A 20,178-nucleotide genomic window follows, 5' to 3' on the forward strand; every position below is an offset into this window, starting at 1 on the left:
AAAAGGTTTTCAAATTATCTTGAGCTTATACAATCCTATGACATTTTTAGTACCCGGGAGGTTCCATGCGCTTGTCTTTAACCCCATTAGGGGTGTTGTTGGGGGCTATTTTTAGCACCGCAGTGCTCGCACAGGATAGCGACACAACAACGATTACTGATTACGACGTGATCAGTGCACCAGCATTGTCATCAGACAGAATTAAAAGCGAAGTACTTATTGAAGTGACGACTGTTGGAACGCGACTTATAGCCGTCGGTGCGCATGGAAATATTATCTGGAAAGAGGGTGATGACTGGCAACAGGCAGAAGTAGATACAAGCGTACTGTTAACCAGTATCGCTTTTGCTGACGAGCAAAATGGATGGGCGACCGGGCATCATGGCGTCATTATTAAATCAGAAGACGGCGGTAAAAGCTGGAAGCGCCAGTTAGACGGTTTTGAACTAATGACGTTAGAAGAAGGCTATTTTGAAAATCGAATTGAGAAACTCAACGAACAACTCGAATCAACCGACGATGAAGACGTTATCGGTGAACTGGAGTGGCAGCTTGAAGAAGCTCAGTTTCAGGTTAGTAATATAGAGGCAGCCAGAGAAGAAGGCCCCAGCAAGCCCTTTTTAGATCTTTATGTTAAAGACAGTCAGACCGTGCTGGCGATAGGTGCTTATGGTACCTTCCTTAAAACTGAAGATGGCGGCGAAAGCTGGCAGGTTATATCGGGTCGTTTGGAAAACCCGGGCGGTTATCATTTGAATACCATTTTTGGTCGGGGTGACGACTTATACATTGTCGGGGAAGCCGGATTAGCCTTTGCGAGTTACGATGGTGGTGAGAATTGGGAGACCCTTGATTCTCCTTATCGCGGTTCGCTGTTTGGCGGACACCTTGATGCCGAGGGCCGTGTTTGGGTTTACGGCTTACGCGGCAATGCCTTTGTCTCAGACGATAAAGGACAAAACTTTACAACCGTTGATACAGGCACCAGAGTTAATCTGTCAGCGGGAACCAACACTAACAAGGGTACTCAGCTAATTGTCGGGCATTCCGGAACCATTCTTGAGATTGATGACCAGCTAGAAGTAAAGAACCGGACACATCCGAGCGGTTCAGTTATGACCGATATTATTGAAGTGGCCGAAGGCGAGTGGATTATGACGGGGCGCAGTGGTTTATTGCACTGGCCGGCCAAAATCACTGAAGAAGAAGCATTAGCAACGCAACAAGGAGCGCAGTAAATGGATAATCCGAGTGCGAATAAACCAGCGGGACTGCTGGAGAAGTTATTATTCACGGTACGGGCTCCCTGGCTAATTGTCTTTTTGTTACTGACCTTGTTTTTGGGTTATCACGCGTCACAGGTTCGCCCCGATGCCAGCCTGACCAAAATGATCCCGACCAACCATCCATTTATTCAAAACTATTTTGAGTATCAGGACGACTTAGCCAGTTTGGGGAACGTTGTCCGAGTGGCGGTTGAAAATAAAGACGGCGATATTTTTGAAGCCGATTTTCAACAGGAACTGCAAAAAATAACCGACGAGATCTTTTTTATTCCGGGCGTTAACCGCTCCGGGCTTCGCAGCTTATGGACTCCTAATGTCCGCTGGATGGAAGTAACCGAAGAAGGTTTTGTCGGCGGCCCGGTTATTCCCGATGGTTATGACGGCAGTGAAGAGTCATTAGATCAACTAAGAACCAATGTTTTGCGTTCCGGGGAAGTAGGGAACCTGGTTGCCAATAACTTTGAATCAACCATCGTCTATATTCCGCTGGATGAAGTTAACCCTGAAACTGGTGAAAAGCTCGATTATCAGCAGTTTTCGGAAAAGCTGGAAACGCTGGTTCGCGACAAATACCAAAGTGATGATATTGAAATTCACATTACTGGTTTTGCGAAACTGATAGGCGACCTTATTGAAGGTGCCGAGCAGGTTGGTTTGTTCTTCCTGTTGGCTATTGCTATTACGCTGGTCATGCTTTATCTCTACAGCCGCTGTTGGCGCAGCACCTTTATGGTACTTAGCTGCTCAATTATCGCGGTGGTCTGGCAACTGGGTATTATTGAACTTATCGGCAGCGGTATTAACCCGTATTCAATGCTCGTGCCATTCCTGGTGTTCGCCATAGGGGTATCACACGGCGTACAGATTATTAATGCCATTGGCTCTAATCGGGTTGCCGGGCTTGATAAAGTTGCTGCGGCTCGCACAGCGTTCCGTGGTCTGTATATTGCCGGGTTAACCGCTCTGGCCAGCGACGCTATTGGCTTTACGACCTTAATGGTTATTGATATTGAGGTAATCAAAGAACTGGCAATAGCCGCGAGTATTGGTGTTGCTGTAGTAGTGCTGACCAACCTTGGTTTATTGCCTATTTTAATGTCGTACCTGGGAACGTCAGACAATGGTGTTGCTTATCAGAAGAAAATAAAGGACGAGCGTCATCCACTATTTGATTTCTTCGCTAAGTTTACTCAGCCTAAATGGGCCTATTCGGCACTAGTTGTTGCTCTTATTATGCTGGCCTGGGGCCTGGTGAACAGTCAAAATATGGCAATAGGTGACCTTGATAAAGGCGCGCCGGAACTGCGCCCTGACAGTCGCTACAATCAGGACAATGCCTTTATTGTAGAAAACTACAGCTCCAGTACCGATATTTTTGTGGTTATGGCGGCTTCTGCACCTGAACAATGTATTGCGTACGATAATCTCGAAATGATGGAACGTTTTAGCTGGCATATGGAAAACACCAGCGGTGTTCAGGACGTTAAATCTGTCGTCTACGTTTCTAAAATGGGCATGTTTGGTATTAACGAGGGTAACCTTAAGTGGTTTAGTTTAAACCGTAACAAATACGTTACTAATGCCTCGTTAAGCCGTATTCCGGATGGTTTGATCAATAACGATTGTTCAATGGCGCCGGTTATTATTTACCTGGACGACCATAAAGCTAAAACCTTAGAGAATGTCGTTGGCTCGGTTAATGAGTTTAACCAGAACTATCAGCAAGAAGGTTTAGAACTGTTGATGGCAGCGGGCAACTCGGGTATTGAAGCGGCAACCAACTCAGTTATAGAAGCGGCGCAGAATAAGATGCTGCTGTGGGTTTATGGCGTTGTTATCGTGCTGTGCTTTATTACCTTCCGTAGTGTTCGTACGGTGGCTTGTATTGTATTGCCGCTGGCCTTTACCACAGTGATGAGTCAGGGACTTATGGCGGTGTTAGGCATAGGCATTAAAGTGGCTACCTTGCCGGTTATTGCCTTAGGGGTTGGTATTGGTGTCGACTACGGCATTTATATCTACAGTAAAGTAAAAGAGGGCTTGCAGCAGGGCATGTCGTTGCAGGAAACCTACAAGTATTCACTGGATAATACAGGCAAGGCCGTTGGTTTTACTGGCTTAACGCTGGCCATAGGCGTCGCTACCTGGATATTCTCACCCATTAAATTCCAGGCCGATATGGGTATATTGCTCACCTTTATGTTCCTGTGGAATATGCTGGGTGCACTTATCTTGATTCCTGCACTGGCACGGTTGTTCAGAGTGGGGAATAAGAAAGCCTAACTTGGTAATCTAGTTTGAGTTAGTAAATTGAGGCGTCGGCTTTTATTAAGTCGGCGCCTTTTCTTTTATAGCGATAGTGAGCTATTAAAGCGATGCGGCGTAGTCATACAGTGACTTCAGCAACCGCAGTTTATGCGCATCTTCCTGATGCTGATTTGCTAAATCCTCAAGCTTCAGGGCAAAGTCCTCTGCAGATAATAAGCCTTCTGGCGGTTCAATTAAGCGCTGTTGACAAAACAGACGCCACTTATTTAGTTCTTTATCGCTAAGAGTCGACGGATAGTTTCGTGCCCGGTAACGAAATAGCAGTGCAGGCATACGCTTGTCCTGAAAATCCAGCTCCAGACCGGCCAGTTGGTGTGGCTCTGACGAACGGATAATCTCCATATGCTTTTTATCCTGAGGAGAGAAAAAGCCATCGTATATCTGGTGATCAACATCGGTTCTGGGCGCGAACTCTTTGGTCTGTTCAAACACCTGCATGAGCTTGTCGCGGAAGTCGCTGTTTTCCTGTAACCATTTGGCGTTTGTCTCCAGGGCGGCTGTATCTAATGCGGCACTGTCAGCGGCTTCCGCAGAAATGGTTTTAATGGGAGCTAAGAATGGACAGCGACCCAAGTGAATATTTTGTATGCCGCTCTTTTGTAAGCCTTGCTCTTCCAGTTCCCTACGACTGGTGTAGGTTAGTTCAGTTAATTCTTCTACCGATTTATCGGCAAAATCCATGGGAGGAACTCGCAAGTCCCAGGCAATAACGTTGTTATTTTGCTTAGGGTGAAAACCCAGCGGCAATATAGCCGACAAATAGCGGTTAGCCGTACCGTAAAACCCACTGACATGGGCCAATGGTTCCTGAGCCTGCCAGTTAAACAAATTCAGTAGCTTTTGCTTACGGCGAATACTGTAAGCCCACTGCCACAGCTTAGGCTGTTTTTCGCTGATAAGTTTTGCCAGACCAATGGTCGCGTAAACGTCTGACATAGCGTCATGCGCCTGACCGTGCTCAATGTTATTGGCAACACTCAAGTGTTCCAGTTTTAGACTGGGTTGTCCGTCAGAATTTTCCGGCCAGTTAATACCGTCAGGGCGTAATGCAAAGCAGGCTCGCACCACATCAATTAAATCCCAGCGTGAATTGCCGTTTTGCCAACTGTATTCGTAAGGGTCATAAAAGTTGCGATAGAACAGCAAACGGGTGACTTCGTCATCAAAACGAATGTTGTTGTAGCCAATAATGGTGGTATTGGGCTTTTGAAACTCATTTGCTATGGCTTTGCTGAATTCCGCTTCACCGACACCTTGTTTAGCAGCAAGCTGTGGGGTTATACCGGTAATTAAAGTGGCTTCCGGGTTAGGCAGAAAGTCTGGTGTGGGCTGAGCGTAAAGCGTTAAAGGCCGACCAATAACATTAAAATCAGTGTCTGTGCGTAAGCCTGCAAACTGTGCCGGGCGATCCACTAAAGGGTTAGCGCCCCATGTCTCATAATCGTGCCAGTAAAAGGTTTCTTGTTCGTTTTGTGCCATAAGCCTAACTGCTCAGCGGAAAAGGAAAACTATAGCACGAGCCTGCAGATAAATTCAGCCACTCACTCCCTTTCAATCTTATTCACTTGCACGTCGTAAGCTTTGTCCAGCTTTTGCTCTAATGTGCGGTCGTCTTCGTGGCGAAAAGCAAGTTCGGCGTGCGGCAGAATGCGGTCGGCTAAACGCTGTGCAACGGTGTCTCTGAACTTTTGTTCGTTATCTAGTGCTTCATTATCTACTTCCAGCGTAATTTGCTGTCTGTCGCCTAAGTGTGTGTACTCAACGCGATAAGTCGGCATCTGTATATCTCCTCGTTGTCAGTTCGTTGCTTTCCTGCGACTATGTTGTGACTAACAATCTAGCCTATAACAATAAAATCGAGGTCAGAATGAAAAAACTCTACTTATCAGCATTACTTGCCACCGCTGCGTTTGGATCGCTATTACCAGCCGCACAGGCGGATGATCATGATGTTGAATACGCTATGGCCATTCACGGCGGTGCCGGTACTATTACCCGTGCGAATTTAACCGCCGAACAAGAGCAAGCCTACAAAGATAAACTGACGGAAGCTCTAGAGGCTGGCCGTAAGGTATTGAAAGAAGGCGGTGACAGCACCACCGCTGTTATCGCGGCTATTCAGGTAATGGAAGCATCGCCACTGTTTAACTCTGGCAAAGGCGCGGTTTATACCTGGGATGGAGAACATGAGCTGGATGCTTCGTTAATGGAAGGTCTGAACGGCAATGCTGGGGCCGTTGCCGGTGTGAAAACGGTAAAAAGTCCAATAGAACTGGCGCGTGAAGTAATGGAAGAGTCGGTACACGTCATGCTAAGCGGCGAAGGCGCAGAGCTGTTTTCCCGGCAACAAGGGCTGGAGCAGGTCGAGAACAGCTACTTTAATACTGAGCACCGTTATCAGCAGCTACAAAACGCCAAGGAAACCATTAAGAAAAGTGAACAGCCAGAGCAACAAGCCTGGGAGTATCTGGATTTAGACTACAAATACGGTACCGTTGGCGCTGTGGCTGTTGATAAAAACGGGTTATTGAGCGCTGGTACTTCAACCGGCGGCATGACAGCTAAACGTTATGGTAGAATAGGGGATTCCCCCATTATTGGCGCCGGCACCTGGGCGGATAACGACAGCTGTGCAGTGTCTGCTACTGGACACGGGGAATATTTTATTCGCTTCCATGTGGCGGCTGATATCTGCTCGAGGGTTAAGTATAAAGGGCTTTCGGTCAGTGAGGCCGGCGATGAAGTCATTCACGGGGTGCTGGAACAAGCGGGTGGTACCGGGGGCGTTATTATTATTGACGCAGAAGGCAATATTGCTATGCCGTTTAATACCGAAGGTATGTATCGTGGCTATATTAAGGGCGAAGGTGATGCCCATATTGCTATTTATAACGAGGATGAATAAGTTCGGAGTCTATGAGTCGTCAAAAATCGCACGATAAATCACAAAGTCAGCCTTTTGTTGATAAATTTCAGACACAATTAGAGCAATGTACAACACAACAGGCCGCGCTTTTGCGCGGTCGTTTGCGTGGTCTGAGTAAAATTAAAAATGAGCAACGACAGCAGCAGGTGCTGGAGCGGATAGCTGCGGACATTGAAATTGCCGAGCTGGCATATTTAGAGCGTCAGCAGCAAAAGTTTCATATTAGTTACCCCGAAGAATTGCCGGTTGCCCAGCAGCGTGGTGACATTAAAAAAGCCATTGAGCAGAATCAGGTGGTGGTCATTGCCGGTGAGACCGGTTCGGGTAAAACCACTCAGCTACCGAAAATGTTGCTGGAACTGGGTTACGGTCGCAAGGGTACCATTGGTCATACTCAACCACGACGTCTGGCAGCTCGCAGTGTTGCCGCCCGTATTGGTGACGAGCTGCAGGATCACGCGAAAAAACAGGTGGGTTATAAAATCCGCTTTCAGGATGAGACCGCACCAACGACAGCAATAAAGCTAATGACCGACGGTATGCTGTTATCCGAACTGCAGCAAGACCCTCTGCTACTGCAATACGACGCCATTATTATTGATGAAGCACACGAGCGCAGTCTGAACATCGATTTCTTACTGGGTGTTCTGCATACGCTGCTGCCCAAACGCCGTGATCTTAAAGTTGTTATTACCTCAGCGACCATTGAAACCGAACGTTTCTCCAAACACTTTCATGATGCTCCCGTACTGACGGTAACCGGCCGAACCTATCCGGTGGAAGTTCGGTATCGACCGCCAAAAGAAGACGGCAAAGCAGCCGATGCAGACGTACTTCAGGGCGTTTGCGACGCGGTAGAAGAGCTGCAGCGGGAAAGTGAAGGTGACATTCTAATTTTTGCGAGCGGTGAGCGAGAAATTCGTGATTACGCGGACGCTATTGGTGACTTGCAACTGCGTAATACGGAAGTTTTGCCCTTGTATGCGCGTTTATCGTCGCACGAGCAGAATCGTGTGTTTCAGTCGCACAGTCAACGGCGTGTGGTTATTGCCACCAACGTAGCAGAAACCTCATTAACCGTGCCGGGCATACGCTTTGTGATTGACCCGGGCACAGTGCGTATGAGCCGTTACAGTTACCGCACTAAAGTGCAGCGCTTACCTATTGAGCCTATTTCACAGGCCAGCGCCAACCAGCGCAAAGGCCGTTGTGGCCGTATTGGTCCGGGTATTTGTATTCGCTTATACAGTGAAGAGGACTTTTTGCAGCGTCCGGAATATACCGATCCGGAAATTCTCCGTACCAATTTGGCGGCGGTCATATTGCAAATGTCGTCGTTGCGTTTGGGTGACATTCGCCAGTTTCCTTTTGTGCAGAAGCCCGACGAACGTTTTGTCAAAGATGGTCTGAACTTACTGGAAGAGCTGCATGCGATTAAACCCGGACGTAAAAACGAACAACCGAAATTAACGGATACAGGACGGCAACTGTCGCGGCTGCCTCTGGATCCGCGCCTGGCCAGAATGGTCATAGCCGGGCAGCAATATGGTTGTGTCCGGGAAATGCTGATAATTACCGCGGCTTTGAGTATTCAGGAGCCGCGTGAACGGCCGCACGATGCACAGCAAAAAGCGGCCGAATGGCACCAGCGTTTTCGCGACAAAACCTCTGACTTTATGGGGTTTCTCAATTTATGGAATTACGTCAAAGAACAGCAGAAAGCTTTGTCAGGAAATCAGTTCCGTAAGCAAATGGGACGTGAGTTTATTCATTTTATGCGCTTGCGTGAGTGGCAGGATATTTACACGCAGAGCCGACAAACGGTTCGGGAAATGGGGTTATCCATTAATGAAGAACCTGCCACTTTCGAGCAAGTACACCGGGCTTTAATTACTGGCTTATTGTCTCAGGTGGGTTTTAAAGAAGACCGACACGAATATCAGGGAACACGCCAAACGCGTTTTCATATTTTCCCGGGCTCAGGTTTGTTCGGTAAACCGCCCAAATGGGTTGTTACCGCAGAACTGGCGGAAACCTCTAAACTGTATGCGCGTATTAATGCGGATATTGATCCTTTGTGGATAGAGGAAGCCGCGCCGCACTTAGTTAAAAAGCAATACCTTGAACCTCATTTTGAGAAGAAACAAGGCAGTGTTATTGCCGATGAGCAGGTCACGTTACTGGGGCTTATTCTGGTGCCCAGACGGCGCGTTCAGTTTGGTCCGGTTTCACCGGTTAAAGCCCGGGAGATATTCATTCGCGAAGGGCTGGTTAATTCACAGTTAACGCGCAAGCTGCCGTTTATTCAACACAACTTAAAATTGATTCAGGATGTTCAGGCGCTGGAGGCGAAGTCACGGCGGCGTGATATTCTGGTGGATGAAGAGGTGCTGTTTGAGGCTTATGACCGCGCTATACCTGAAGGCATCTATAACGAGAAGTTGCTGGCAGGCTGGTGGCATAAGGCGGCCAAAAAAGAGCCTAAGTTGCTGTTTTTTGAGCGTGACGACCTTATTGCCGGCGAAACTGAGCATATTACAGAAAATGAGTATCCGGAGTTTTGGCGACAGGGCAACCTGCGACTGCCGTTAAGCTACCATTTTGAGCCTAACGCTGAAGACGACGGCGTCAGTGTGAATATTCAGCTGGGTATTCTGAACCAGGTGAAGCCGGAAGGTTTCGACTGGCATATTCCTGCGTTGCGCGAGGAGCGTATTGCCCACTTAATTAAGTCGCTGCCAAAAACCTTACGCCGTAATTTTGTACCGGCGCCTAACTTCGCTGGCGCGATTATAGCCGATGTTGAGCCGTTGCAGGGACGCTTAACTGGCGCTATGGCGACTAAGTTGCGCCGTATGACCGGCGTGACAGTTCCGGAAGAAAACTGGGATGAGTCCTCGCTACCGGCTCATTTACGCATGAATTTTAAGATTCTTGACGGTAAGAAACTGGTGAATCAGGGGCGCGACTTGCAAAGCCTTCAGCAGCAGTTATCCGGTAAAGTGCAGCAGCGGCTGGAGAAAACCGCCGGTGATGATATTAGTCGCGAGTGGGTGGAAAGCTGGGACTTTGATGACTTACCGGAAGTTATTACCGAGCGCCAGCAAGGTTTTGAGCTTAAGGCTTACCCGGGCTTAATCAATAAAGGCAAAGGACAGGTTGCGCTGCAATTGTTCGATAACCCAGAGCAAGCGAAGAAGCATCATAAAGCCGGTGTGCGCGAATTGTTACTGCAACAAATACCGTCACCTATTAAGCATTTACAGAAGTCACTGTCGAATAAAGCCAAATTGGCCATGTATTTTAACCCCTGGGGTAAAGTGGATGCGTTAATAGCCGACTGTATAGCAGCGGCGGTAGACGGCCTTATTCAGGAACAAATTGAACAGGGCAATGGGCTTAGGGAGCAAAAGGGCTTTGAGCAATTAAAAGATATTGTTCGTGCTAATTTGAATGAACGTGTTGAGCAAATAGCCCTGGAAGTTGAACAGTGCCTGCTATTGTCACAACAGGTGAGAAAGTCTCTTAAAGGTAAAATCCCATTGGATCAAATCCAGTCCCGGGGCGATATTCAGGACCAACTGGATAACTTAGTGTTCGCCGGGTTTGTCTCTGCTTTTGGTGGGGAGCGCTTGAGTGACATTGTGCGTTATTTAAAAGCTATTCAACGTCGGCTGGAAAAGCTGCCGGTTGACCCGAATAAAGACAGATTAATGACTCTGACTCTGGCAAATCTGGAAGAACAGTATAAAGCAGCGGTGAAAGTTTATGAAAATAAAGGCTCGGTTGTTCCCGATGACGTTACTGAAATTCGCTGGATGATTGAGGAGCTGCGAGTATCATTTTTCGCGCAGACACTGGGGACAAAGTATCCGGTGTCGGAAAAGCGGGTTAAACAAGCAATAGAGGCGGCTAAATAGCCGCCTCTACGATAGGGTTACATTGCTAACACAGAATTATGCAGTATATAGCCCTAAGTTTTCTTTTGCGTAGGCTTCAAACTCAGTGAAACCACCAACGTGTTGTTCGTCGACAAAAATTTGAGGAACTGTTTGTACCGGTTTGCCTACTGTTTTCTCAAGGTCAGCTTTACTGATGCCTTCAGCGTGAATGTCGACATAGCGATAATCAAAATCTTCCATATCGGCTTTTAATTTATCCGCAACTTCTACGGCACGAACACAAAAAGGACAACCCGGACGTCCAAAAATGACTGTAAACATGAAATACCTCTCTCACAAAAATTTATGGTGCCATTATCCAGATTTTATTGCTGGTTAACAATTGTTCTGCACGATGGGCACAATCGATTTAATGAATAATACTTAGTGGTCAATGTCCAGATCTGACTCGGGGACACAACAGCAGGGCAGAATGTCGCCTTTTCTGACATAAGCCAGAGGTTCTGTTGTATAACGGACTTTACCGGACTTTAGGGTGCTACGGCAGGCACCACAAAAACCACTGCGGCAGTGGTAATGCATTTCTAACTGATGCTTTTCTAAGGCCTCGAGTAAGGTGCCTTCAGTCGCGTCAACGGCAAGTTCGGGCCCACCGTTGACAGTGACTTTAAAGGTGTTAGCCATAGCTTAGAGATCAAAGTCCCCAAGGTCGGAAGCATTAACTTCGCTGTCTATCTGACCAACAAGGTAAGAGGTGATTTCTGATTCCTGCGGCGCTACCTGAACGTTGTCTGAAACCAGGTACTTGTTCATCCAGGGTAGAGGGTTGGAACGCTGGTTCTCAAACGGTGCGTCAAAGCCAATGGCCTGCATACGTAAGTTAGCAATATACTCTACGTACTGGCAGAGCATGCTCTCATTCAGGCCAATCATTGAGCCGTCTTTAAACAGGTAGTGCGCCCACTGTTTTTCTTGCTTCACTGCAGTCATGAAAATTTCATAAGCGTCGTCACGCAGTTCTTCGGCAATTTCTTTCATTTCCGGGTCGTCTTCGCCGTATTGCCACAAATTAAGAATGTGCTGTGTCGATGTCAGGTGAACGTTTTCGTCACGGGCAATCAACTTAATAATTTTTGCATTGCCTTCCATTAACTCTCGTTCTGCAAAAGCGAAAGTGCAGGCGAAACTGACATAGAAACGAATAGCTTCCAGCGCGTTAACCGAGTTAATGCATAAGAATAGTTTCTTCTTAATTTCCCGCTGCGTTACGGTATAGGTTTTGCCTTCAACAACAACGTCGCCTTCACCGTGCGTCTGCAACAGTTGAGTATAGAAAATAAGATCATCGTAGTACTTGGAGATGTCATTCGCGCGAATTTTAATTTGCTCGTTAATGACGATATCTTCAAAAACTTCGCTGGGGTCACTAAACAGATTACGCAGAATATGTGTGTACGAGCGCGAATGTATGGTTTCAAAGAATGACCAGGTTTCAATCCAGGTTTCCAGTTCCGGAAGAGAAACAATAGGCAGTAGCGCGATATTCGGCGAACGCCCCTGAATTGAATCTAACAGTGTTTGATACTTCAGGTTAGAAATAAACACATGCTTTTCACTGGCTGTTAACTTGTTAAAGTCGATGCGGTCACGGCTGACATCGATTTCTTCAGGTCGCCAGAAAAAGCTGATTTGTTTTTCAATCAGCTTTTCAAAAATGCTGTGTTTTTGCTGGTCGTAGCGAGCAACGTTAACGGAGTTGCCTAAAAACATAGGCTCCGTTAACGGATTATTCTGCTCTTGATTAAAGGTTGAGTACGACATTCGCTAAAATCCTTCTTATTAAATTTTGCAGGCCCCGCCGGCACAGTCATCATCTTCTTCAATGATAACTTCTGTCGGCTGAGCTTGAGACGCAGCAGCACCTTTACGTGCCGCAATGTCGGATTGATTATCCGCAGCACCGTCACGGGTGTTGTGATAGTAAAGCGTCTTAACACCAAGCTTATAGGCCGTTAATAAGTCCTGCAGAAGCTGCTTCATTGGTACTTTTCCGGCTTCGAATTTACTTGGATCGTAATTGGTATTCGCAGAAATTGTCTGGTCGACAAACTTTTGCATAATACCAACCAGCTCAAGGTATCCCTTGTTGTTAGGGATTTGCCATAACAGCTCGTACTTGTCTTTTAAGTTTTCGTAGTCCGGAACTACCTGTTTGGTGACACCGTCTTTTGACGATTTAATGCTGACAAAACCACGAGGCGGCTCAATACCGTTAGTCGCGTTAGAAATCTGTGACGATGTCTCAGAAGGCATTAACGCTGATAACGTGGAGTTACGCATGCCGTGTTGTTTGATGTCGACACGAAGCTTGTCCCAGTCTAGATGCAGCGGCTCATCGCAAACCTTATCCAGGTCTTTCTTGTAGGTATCGGTTGGCATAATGCCCTGAGAGTAGGTGGTCTCATTAAATTTAGGGCAGGCACCTCTTTCTTTAGCCAGGTTCATTGACGCTTGCATCAAATAATACTGTATTGCCTCAAAGGTCTGATGAACCAGACCATTTGCAGAACCGTCTGAATATTTAACGCCGTGCTTAGCTAGGTAGTAAGCAAAGTTAATAACCCCAATGCCCAGAGTACGACGGTTCATTGTTGCATTATAAGCGGCCGGAACCGGGTATTCCTGATAATCCAGCAGGCTGTCCAGTGCGCGAACGGCTAAGTCGGCCAGGTTTTCAAATTCACTTAAGCTTTCAATTTTACCTAAGTTAAAGGCCGACAGAGTACACAGGGCAATTTCACCTTCTTCGTCGTTCACATGACTTAGAGGCTTAGTTGGTAACGCAATTTCAAGACACAGGTTGCTCTGACGAATAGGAGCAACTTTAGAATCGAACGGGCTGTGCGTGTTGCAGTGGTCAACGTTTTGTACGTAGATACGGCCAGTACTGGCGCGTTCCTGCATAAACAAACCAAACAACTCAATGGCTTTAATACGTTTTTTGCGGATGCTCTCATCCTGCTCGTACTGAAGATACAAACGCTCGAACTCGTCCTGATCTTCAAAGAATGCGTCGTAAAGGCCTGGCACATCCGACGGGCTGAACAAGGTAATATAATCGTCTTTAATCAGACGCTGGTACATGGTGCGGTTAAATTGCACACCGTAATCCAGATGACGAACGCGGTTTTCTTCAACGCCACGGTTGTTTTTCAGTACCAATAAGCTTTCAACTTCCAGATGCCAAAGTGGGTAGAATAGGGTAGCCGCGCCACCACGAACACCACCTTGCGAACAGCTTTTAACTGCTGTCTGGAAATATTTATAGAATGGAATACAACCTGTGTGGAAAGCTTCGCCGTTACGAATAGGGCTGCCCAGAGCGCGAATACGCCCTGCGTTAATGCCAATACCGGCGCGCTGCGATACGTATTTTACGATGGCGCTTGAAGTGGCATTAATAGAGTCGAGGCTATCGCCGGCTTCAATCAGAACGCAGGAGCTGAACTGACGCGTAGGCGTGCGCACACCCGACATAATAGGTGTTGGTAGCGAGATTTTGAATTCAGAAGCGGCGTCGTAGAAACGTTTAACGTAGTCCATACGAGTGCTTTTCGGGTAGTTGGCGAACAAACAAGCCGCTACCAGAATGTATAAGAACTGAGCGCTTTCATAGATGTCGCCGGTAACCCGGTTTTGAACCAGATATTTGTTTTCAAGCTGCTTAACGGCCGCGTAAGAGAAGTTCATATCGCGCCAGTGATCCAGAATTTCGTCCATCTGATCAAATTCTGCTTCAGTGTAGTCTTCCAGCAGGTGCTCATCGTAGCGATGCTCTGCAACCATCTTTTTGACCTGGTCGTAAAGACGCGGTGGTTCAAACTTACCGTAGGCCCGTTTACGCAAGTGGAAAATAGCCAGACGCGCAGCCATATATTGATAGTCGGGCGCTTCTTCTGAAATTAAATCAGCTGCGGCTTTGATGATGGTCTCGTGGATATCTTCGGTTTTAATACCGTCGTAAAACTGAATGTGAGACTTAATTTCGACCTGAGAAGCTGAAACATTGTTAAGACCTTCAGCGGCCCACATGATAACCCGGTGAATTTTATCGAGGTTTAGCGGTTCGCGTTCGCCGCTGCGTTTAGTGACATATAGTTGCTCGTTCATTTTGCGCCGACTCTTAGCTTTTTGTTATATGTTTGTAGCCACAAGATATTGTGCTTATTAGTTGTACAGGGCGATATTTACACAATATCTAGTGTCTTGAGGATGAAGAGTATGCTAGGTCTAACTGCCACTTCGATCAAGTAAATTTACGGGCAAAAGCAGGAATAATTTTGATTTAGAAATCTTGATTTTTTGTCAGCCTTTGTTTGGCGTGAGTTTGCGCTGGTAATCTTGCTATATATTTTTTTGATCTTTTAAAAGATGTTTATAGATCAAGAGTTATCGATAGCCAGTAACTTCAGTAACTCCAGTGGTGAGGCGATATGGTAGTCGGCTTGCCAGCGTTGCGGCTGATCCTCATTGCTAATATAACCATATTCAGCAAGCACAGTAACCATACCGGCATTGCGGCCGGCTTCGATATCCCGTTCCGCGTCTCCGACATAAAGACAGTCGGCAGGTTCTATTCCCAGCTTTTCAGCTGCATAGAATAAAGGTTCCGGTGAGGGCTTTGCCACGCTTAAGGTATCACCGCTTACGACCACACTAATCGCTTCAAACTCAGGGAAGTGAGGTAATAACTGCTGAGTGAGCCGTTCTGGTTTATTTGTGACGATAGCAACTTGAATGGATTCGCGCTGCAGCACAGCAAGTAGCTCCAAAACCCCAGGGTAGGGTTGCGTATGAATGGCTATGTTCTCTTTATATGCACTAAGAAACGCATGCCGCAGTTCGGCTTCCATGTCGCTGTACTCATTGGCAAAAGCTAGCTGCAGCATGCCTCTGGAACCATGCGACGCGACCGGCGTAAACACTTCCGCGGTAATGGCGGGGCGTTCGTATTGTTCGCATACGGCGTTCAGTGCAGCACCCAGGTCGGGGGCTGTATCAAGCAGCGTGCCGTCTAAATCGAACAACACCGCCTTTACCGGAGACTTTCTGTTTGATGAGGCCATTTATGACTCCGGCTTCTTTAAAGCGATAATGTAATTCACATCAACATCTTTTTCTGAAAGAACAAAGCCTTTCAGTGGATTAAAAATAAGACCGTTAATGGCGATATCTTCTAACGCGGCGGCATCTGTCATACGCAGTAGCTCTGATGGTTTGATAAAACGTTGATGCTGATGAGTTCCTTTGGGAACCCAGCCTAAAACATGCTCAGCGGCAACAATACCTAATAGCCACGATTTTACATTCCGGTTTAGTGTGGAAAAAAAGATCTTTCCACCAGGTTTTAGTGCTTTAGCACAGGCTTCTACAATAGCCTCAGGGTCCGGTACATGCTCCAGCATCTCCAGACAAGTAACCACATCGAAGCTTGCTGGCTGCTGTTCTGCCAGAGTTTCAATAGCAATGCATTGATAGTCAATTTGACGCCCGCTTTCTAAGGCATGCAAACGTGCCACTTTTAATGACTGTTCGGCTAAATCAACCCCCGTAACCTGAGCGCCACGTTCAGCCATAGCTTCACTGAGTAATCCACCGCCACAACCAACATCCAGTACCTTTTTACCGAATAGGCCTTCAGTATGGTTTTCAATAAAACCCAGTCGAACAGGGTTTATTTTATGTAAGGGTTTGAATTCTCCATCAGGATCCCACCAGCGCGAGGCGAGGGCTGAAAACTTTGCGATCTCTTCCGGATCGACGTTTTTTTGTTCACTTTTAGAGCGACTGGTGGTCATAGATTATGCGTCTTTAAGAGATGGATAACGCGGCTAGTCTACCTCAGGCAAAGAATAAGAAAAAGAGGGTGCGAGACGCGTTTGGGATGGGTACAATGATTGGATCAAAATAACAATGAATATGCGGATCTATATTTAGGGAATAAACTATGAGCGATCTAGGCAGAGAAGTGTCACCGGTAAATATCGAAGACGAACTGAAAAGCTCGTACCTCGATTATGCCATGAGCGTCATTGTTGGGCGTGCTTTACCAGATGTTCGTGACGGCCTGAAGCCAGTACACAGACGAGTCTTGTTCGCAATGAATGAATTGCGCAACGACTTTAATAAACCTTATAAAAAGTCAGCTCGTGTCGTTGGTGACGTTATTGGTAAATATCACCCGCACGGTGATAGTGCTGTTTACGACACGATTGTACGTATGGCACAGAACTTCTCCTTGCGTTATATGCTGGTCGACGGCCAGGGTAACTTTGGTTCGGTTGACGGCGATTCTGCTGCCGCGATGCGTTATACCGAAATTCGCATGGCGAAAATTGCGCATCAGTTACTCGCCGATTTAGATAAAGAAACGGTTGATTTTGTAGACAACTATGATGGTACTGAGCGTATTCCTGACGTTCTGCCTACCCGCGTACCTAACCTGTTAGTTAACGGTTCTTCCGGTATTGCCGTTGGTATGGCAACCAATATTCCACCACATAACCTGACCGAAGTTATCGACGGTTCACTTGCCATGATTGATAACCCGGAGATTGATGTTGAAGGGTTAATGGAATACATCCCAGGACCGGACTTCCCGACAGCGGCGACAATTTCTGGCCGTAGCGGTATTGTCGAAGCTTATAAAACGGGTCGTGGCCGTATTCATTTGCGTGCTCAGGCTGAAATTGAAGTTGATGAGAAATCGGGTAAAGAAACCATCATTGTTACGGAAATTCCGTATCAGGTGAATAAAGCTCGCTTAATTGAAAAAATTGCTGAGCTGGTTAAAGAAAAACGCGTTGAAGGTATAAGTGCTCTGCGTGATGAGTCTGATAAAGACGGTATGCGTATCGTTATTGAAATTCGTCGTGGTGATGTTGGCGAAGTTGTTCTTAACCATTTGTACGCTAATACTCAGCTACAGGTTGTCTTTGGTATCAACATGGTTGCCCTGGATAAAGGTCAGCCGCGTCTATTTAACCTGCGCGACATGCTGGACTGCTTTATTCGTCACCGTCGCGAAGTAGTAACGCGTCGCTCAGTCTACGAGTTACGTAAGGCACGTGAGCGTGCTCATATTTTGGAAGGTCTGGCGATATCGCTGGCTAATATCGACGAAATTATTGAGCTTATCCGTCGCTCACCAACGCCTGCTGAAGCTAAAGCTGGACTAATTGCCCGCGCATGGCAGCTGGGTGATGTTGCTGCAATGCTGGAAACTGCCGGCGTCGATGCTGCGCGTCCTGATCATCTGCCAGAAGAATACGGCATTCGGGATGGCAACTATCACCTGACCGAAGAGCAAGCTCAGGCTATTCTTGATTTACGCCTGCACAAACTGACCGGTTTAGAACACGAAAAAATTCTGGATGAATACAAAGGCCTGCTAGAACAGATTGCTGAACTATTGCATATTCTGAACAGCTCAGAGCGCCTGATGGAAGTGATTCGTGAAGAACTGGTAGAGATACGTAACAACTTCGGCGATGAGCGTAAAACGGACATTACTGCTGCTGCGCACGACATCAGCATGGAAGATTTAATCAACGAAGAAGACGTGGTTCTGACACTTTCTCACGAAGGCTATGTGAAGTATCAGCCACTGACTGAGTACGAAGCGCAACGCCGTGGCGGTAAAGGCAAAGCCGCCACTAAGATGAAAGACGAAGACTTTATTGAAAGACTGTGGGTGGCAAACACGCATGACACCATTCTGTGTTTCTCAACCCGTGGCCGTATTTACTGGATGAAAGTTTACCAGCTGCCGCTGGCAAGCCGTGCGTCGCGTGGTAAACCAATAGTGAACTTGTTGCCGCTGGAAGCCGATGAACGTATTACCGCTATTCTGCCAACACGGGACTATCCGGAAGATAAATTCGTTGTTATGGCAACGAAGAAAGGCACGATTAAGAAAACGCCATTACCAGAGTACTCACGTCCTCGTAACGGCGGAATCATTGCACTGAATCTGGTTGATGACGATGAACTGATTGGTGTTGATATCACTGACGGTAACGGTGAAATTATGCTGTTCTCTGACGCCGGTAAAGTGGTGCGCTTCGCTGAAGAGCAGGTACGTTCAATGGGTCGTACCGCAACAGGTGTCCGTGGTATTCGCTTAGAAGAAGGGCAACGTGTTGTATCACTGATTGTTCCTCGCGAATACGAAGAGGAAGAAGCGAATGTATTAACCGTGACTGAAAACGGTTACGGCAAACGTACGCCGCTAAGTGAATATCCGGCTAAGAGCCGTGCGACCAAAGGTGTTGTCTCTATTAAGGTCAGCGAACGTAATGGTTCCGTTGTCGGCGCCATGGAAGTTATCGACGGTAATGAAATCATGCTTATCAGTAATAAAGGTACTCTGGTAAGAACTCGCGTCAACGAGGTTTCTACTGTTGGTCGTAACACTCAGGGCGTGCGCTTAATTCGCACCGCTGATGACGAAAAAGTCGTTGGCTTACAGCGTATTGACGAAATTGATGAAGATGAAGTGTTAATTGACGGCGAGGTTGTTGCTGAAGAAGGTGAAACCGCAGCTGAAGACAATACTGAAAATCAAGAAGGTTCCGACGAGTCATGAGTCAGTTGTTTAACTTTTCTGCTGGACCGGCAATGTTGCCGGTCGACGTTTTGAAACAAGCTCAGGAAGAGTTACTGAACTGGAATGGGCAGGGCGTGTCGGTGATGGAAATTTCTCACCGCGACCCTGTTTATGTCCACATGGCACGTGAAGCCGAGCAAGACCTGCGCGACCTGTTAAACGTACCTGATGACTATGAAGTACTCTTTTTGCAAGGAGGTGGCCGCGGCCAGTTTTCTGCGGTTCCGCAAAATATCGCGTCACCGGATGCCACGGTAGATTATCTGGATACAGGAATTTGGTCTGGTTTTGCTATCCGGGAAGCCGAAAAGTTTGTTTCCAGAGTGAATGTTGCCGGACAAGTTCAGGAAGGCGCTAAAGGCAAAGAAATTCAGTCTCCAGAAAACTGGAAGCTGTCTGAAAATGCCGCCTATTTTCATTATTGTCCTAATGAAACCGTCGATGGTATTGCGCTGCATGAAATTCCTGATGTAAAAGCGCCAATTGTCGCTGATATGTCATCGAATATTCTTTCTGAACCACTGGATGTCTCAAAGTTTGGCGTCATATACGCTGGAGCTCAGAAGAATATTGGCCCTTCCGGTTTTGCCATTGCGATTGTTAAAAAGTCCCTATTAGGCGAGCCGCAGAAGCAGGTGTCGTCTATTATGGATTACCAGCTTCAGGCCAAAGACGGGTCTATGTACAACACGCCCAACACCTTTGCCTGGTATCTGGCTGGGTTGGTATTCAAGTGGCTAAAAGCTCAGGGCGGACTAACCGCTATGGGCGAACGCAATCGTCATAAAGCGCAGCTTTTATATGACTTTGTCGATAAGTCCGATTTTTATAGTAACACTATTAATCCGGCTTACCGCTCAATTATGAACGTTCCTTTCCAGTTGGCCGACGACAAGCTTGATGCTGAATTTTTGCAAGGCGCTAAAAACCAAGGTTTACTGGGGCTAAAAGGGCATCGTTTTGTTGGTGGCATGAGAGCCAGTATTTATAACGCAATGCCGGTGGAAGGCGTGGAAGCATTGCTAAGTTATATGGCTGATTTTGAGCGCAAGCTTGGCTAAATAAATA

General features: G+C 46.9%; 14 protein-coding genes. 6 read left to right on the forward strand and 8 right to left on the reverse strand.

The window, feature by feature from the left end; translation table 11 throughout:
* The first annotated feature begins 65 nt into the window (after positions 1 to 65).
* Together ACN0RF_RS02510 and ACN0RF_RS02515 are read left to right on the forward strand one after the other, a co-directional pair.
* Complete coding sequence (locus ACN0RF_RS02510; protein WP_011234619.1) at positions 66 to 1,238, forward strand: WD40/YVTN/BNR-like repeat-containing protein; 1,173 nt, start codon at positions 66 to 68, stop codon at positions 1,236 to 1,238.
* Positions 1,239 to 3,569: an efflux RND transporter permease subunit gene (locus tag ACN0RF_RS02515; protein ID WP_417437947.1), complete on the forward strand. Its 2,331-nt coding sequence runs from the start codon at positions 1,239 to 1,241 to the stop codon at positions 3,567 to 3,569. It begins immediately after the preceding gene.
* An 84-nt stretch (positions 3,570 to 3,653) separates the two neighbouring features.
* On the opposite strand, the gene sbcB is transcribed toward ACN0RF_RS02515, so the two are convergent.
* Together sbcB and ACN0RF_RS02525 are read right to left on the reverse strand one after the other, a co-directional pair.
* Entirely contained in the window at positions 3,654 to 5,093 is a 1,440-nt protein-coding gene (sbcB, locus tag ACN0RF_RS02520) for an exodeoxyribonuclease I (RefSeq protein ID WP_417437948.1), read from the reverse strand.
* 62 nt (positions 5,094 to 5,155) lie between these two features.
* Positions 5,156 to 5,392 carry a hypothetical protein gene (locus ACN0RF_RS02525; RefSeq protein WP_114981270.1) on the reverse strand — a complete coding sequence of 79 codons (237 nt, stop codon included), beginning with the start codon at positions 5,390 to 5,392 and terminating at the stop codon, positions 5,156 to 5,158.
* Positions 5,393 to 5,481: 89 nt separating this feature from the next.
* Between ACN0RF_RS02525 and ACN0RF_RS02530 the strand changes: the two genes are divergently transcribed.
* Positions 5,482 to 6,519, forward strand: coding sequence for an isoaspartyl peptidase/L-asparaginase family protein (locus ACN0RF_RS02530; protein WP_114981271.1), 1,038 nt, complete (start codon positions 5,482 to 5,484; stop codon positions 6,517 to 6,519).
* Between the two features lie 11 nt (positions 6,520 to 6,530).
* On the forward strand, positions 6,531 to 10,460 hold the full coding sequence (gene hrpA, locus ACN0RF_RS02535; protein WP_417437949.1) for an ATP-dependent RNA helicase HrpA: 3,930 nt from the start codon (positions 6,531 to 6,533) through the stop codon (positions 10,458 to 10,460).
* 36 nt (positions 10,461 to 10,496) lie between these two features.
* On the opposite strand, the gene ACN0RF_RS02540 is transcribed toward hrpA, so the two are convergent.
* The 6 genes from ACN0RF_RS02540 to ubiG form a co-directional block, all read right to left on the reverse strand.
* Positions 10,497 to 10,763, reverse strand: coding sequence for a GrxA family glutaredoxin (locus ACN0RF_RS02540; RefSeq protein WP_011234612.1), 267 nt, complete (start codon positions 10,761 to 10,763; stop codon positions 10,497 to 10,499).
* Positions 10,764 to 10,865: 102 nt separating this feature from the next.
* The gene (yfaE, locus tag ACN0RF_RS02545) at positions 10,866 to 11,126 is read right to left on the reverse strand and encodes a class I ribonucleotide reductase maintenance protein YfaE (protein ID WP_011234611.1); all 261 of its coding nucleotides are present in this window, start codon (positions 11,124 to 11,126) and stop codon (positions 10,866 to 10,868) included.
* A 3-nt stretch (positions 11,127 to 11,129) separates the two neighbouring features.
* Positions 11,130 to 12,263, reverse strand: coding sequence for a class Ia ribonucleoside-diphosphate reductase subunit beta (gene nrdB, locus ACN0RF_RS02550; protein ID WP_417437950.1), 1,134 nt, complete (start codon positions 12,261 to 12,263; stop codon positions 11,130 to 11,132).
* Positions 12,264 to 12,281: 18 nt separating this feature from the next.
* Positions 12,282 to 14,612, reverse strand: coding sequence for a class 1a ribonucleoside-diphosphate reductase subunit alpha (gene nrdA, locus ACN0RF_RS02555; RefSeq protein WP_417437951.1), 2,331 nt, complete (start codon positions 14,610 to 14,612; stop codon positions 12,282 to 12,284).
* A 272-nt stretch (positions 14,613 to 14,884) separates the two neighbouring features.
* Entirely contained in the window at positions 14,885 to 15,568 is a 684-nt protein-coding gene (locus ACN0RF_RS02560) for an HAD family hydrolase (protein ID WP_417437952.1), read from the reverse strand.
* Complete coding sequence (gene ubiG, locus ACN0RF_RS02565; protein ID WP_417437953.1) at positions 15,569 to 16,300, reverse strand: bifunctional 2-polyprenyl-6-hydroxyphenol methylase/3-demethylubiquinol 3-O-methyltransferase UbiG; 732 nt, start codon at positions 16,298 to 16,300, stop codon at positions 15,569 to 15,571. It abuts the gene before it with no gap.
* Between the two features lie 149 nt (positions 16,301 to 16,449).
* Here ubiG and gyrA point away from each other — a divergent pair, with 149 nt between their 5' ends.
* The gene (gyrA, locus tag ACN0RF_RS02570) at positions 16,450 to 19,089 is read left to right on the forward strand and encodes a DNA gyrase subunit A (RefSeq protein WP_417437954.1); all 2,640 of its coding nucleotides are present in this window, start codon (positions 16,450 to 16,452) and stop codon (positions 19,087 to 19,089) included.
* Positions 19,086 to 20,171, forward strand: a complete 1,086-nt coding sequence (gene serC / locus ACN0RF_RS02575; protein ID WP_114981282.1) for a 3-phosphoserine/phosphohydroxythreonine transaminase — start codon at positions 19,086 to 19,088, stop codon at positions 20,169 to 20,171. The genes gyrA and serC overlap by 4 nt, the downstream gene beginning before the upstream one ends.
* Positions 20,172 to 20,178 lie beyond the last annotated feature (7 nt).

Source organism: Idiomarina sp. (genome assembly GCF_048260185.1).
GTDB lineage: Bacteria > Pseudomonadota > Gammaproteobacteria > Enterobacterales > Alteromonadaceae > Idiomarina.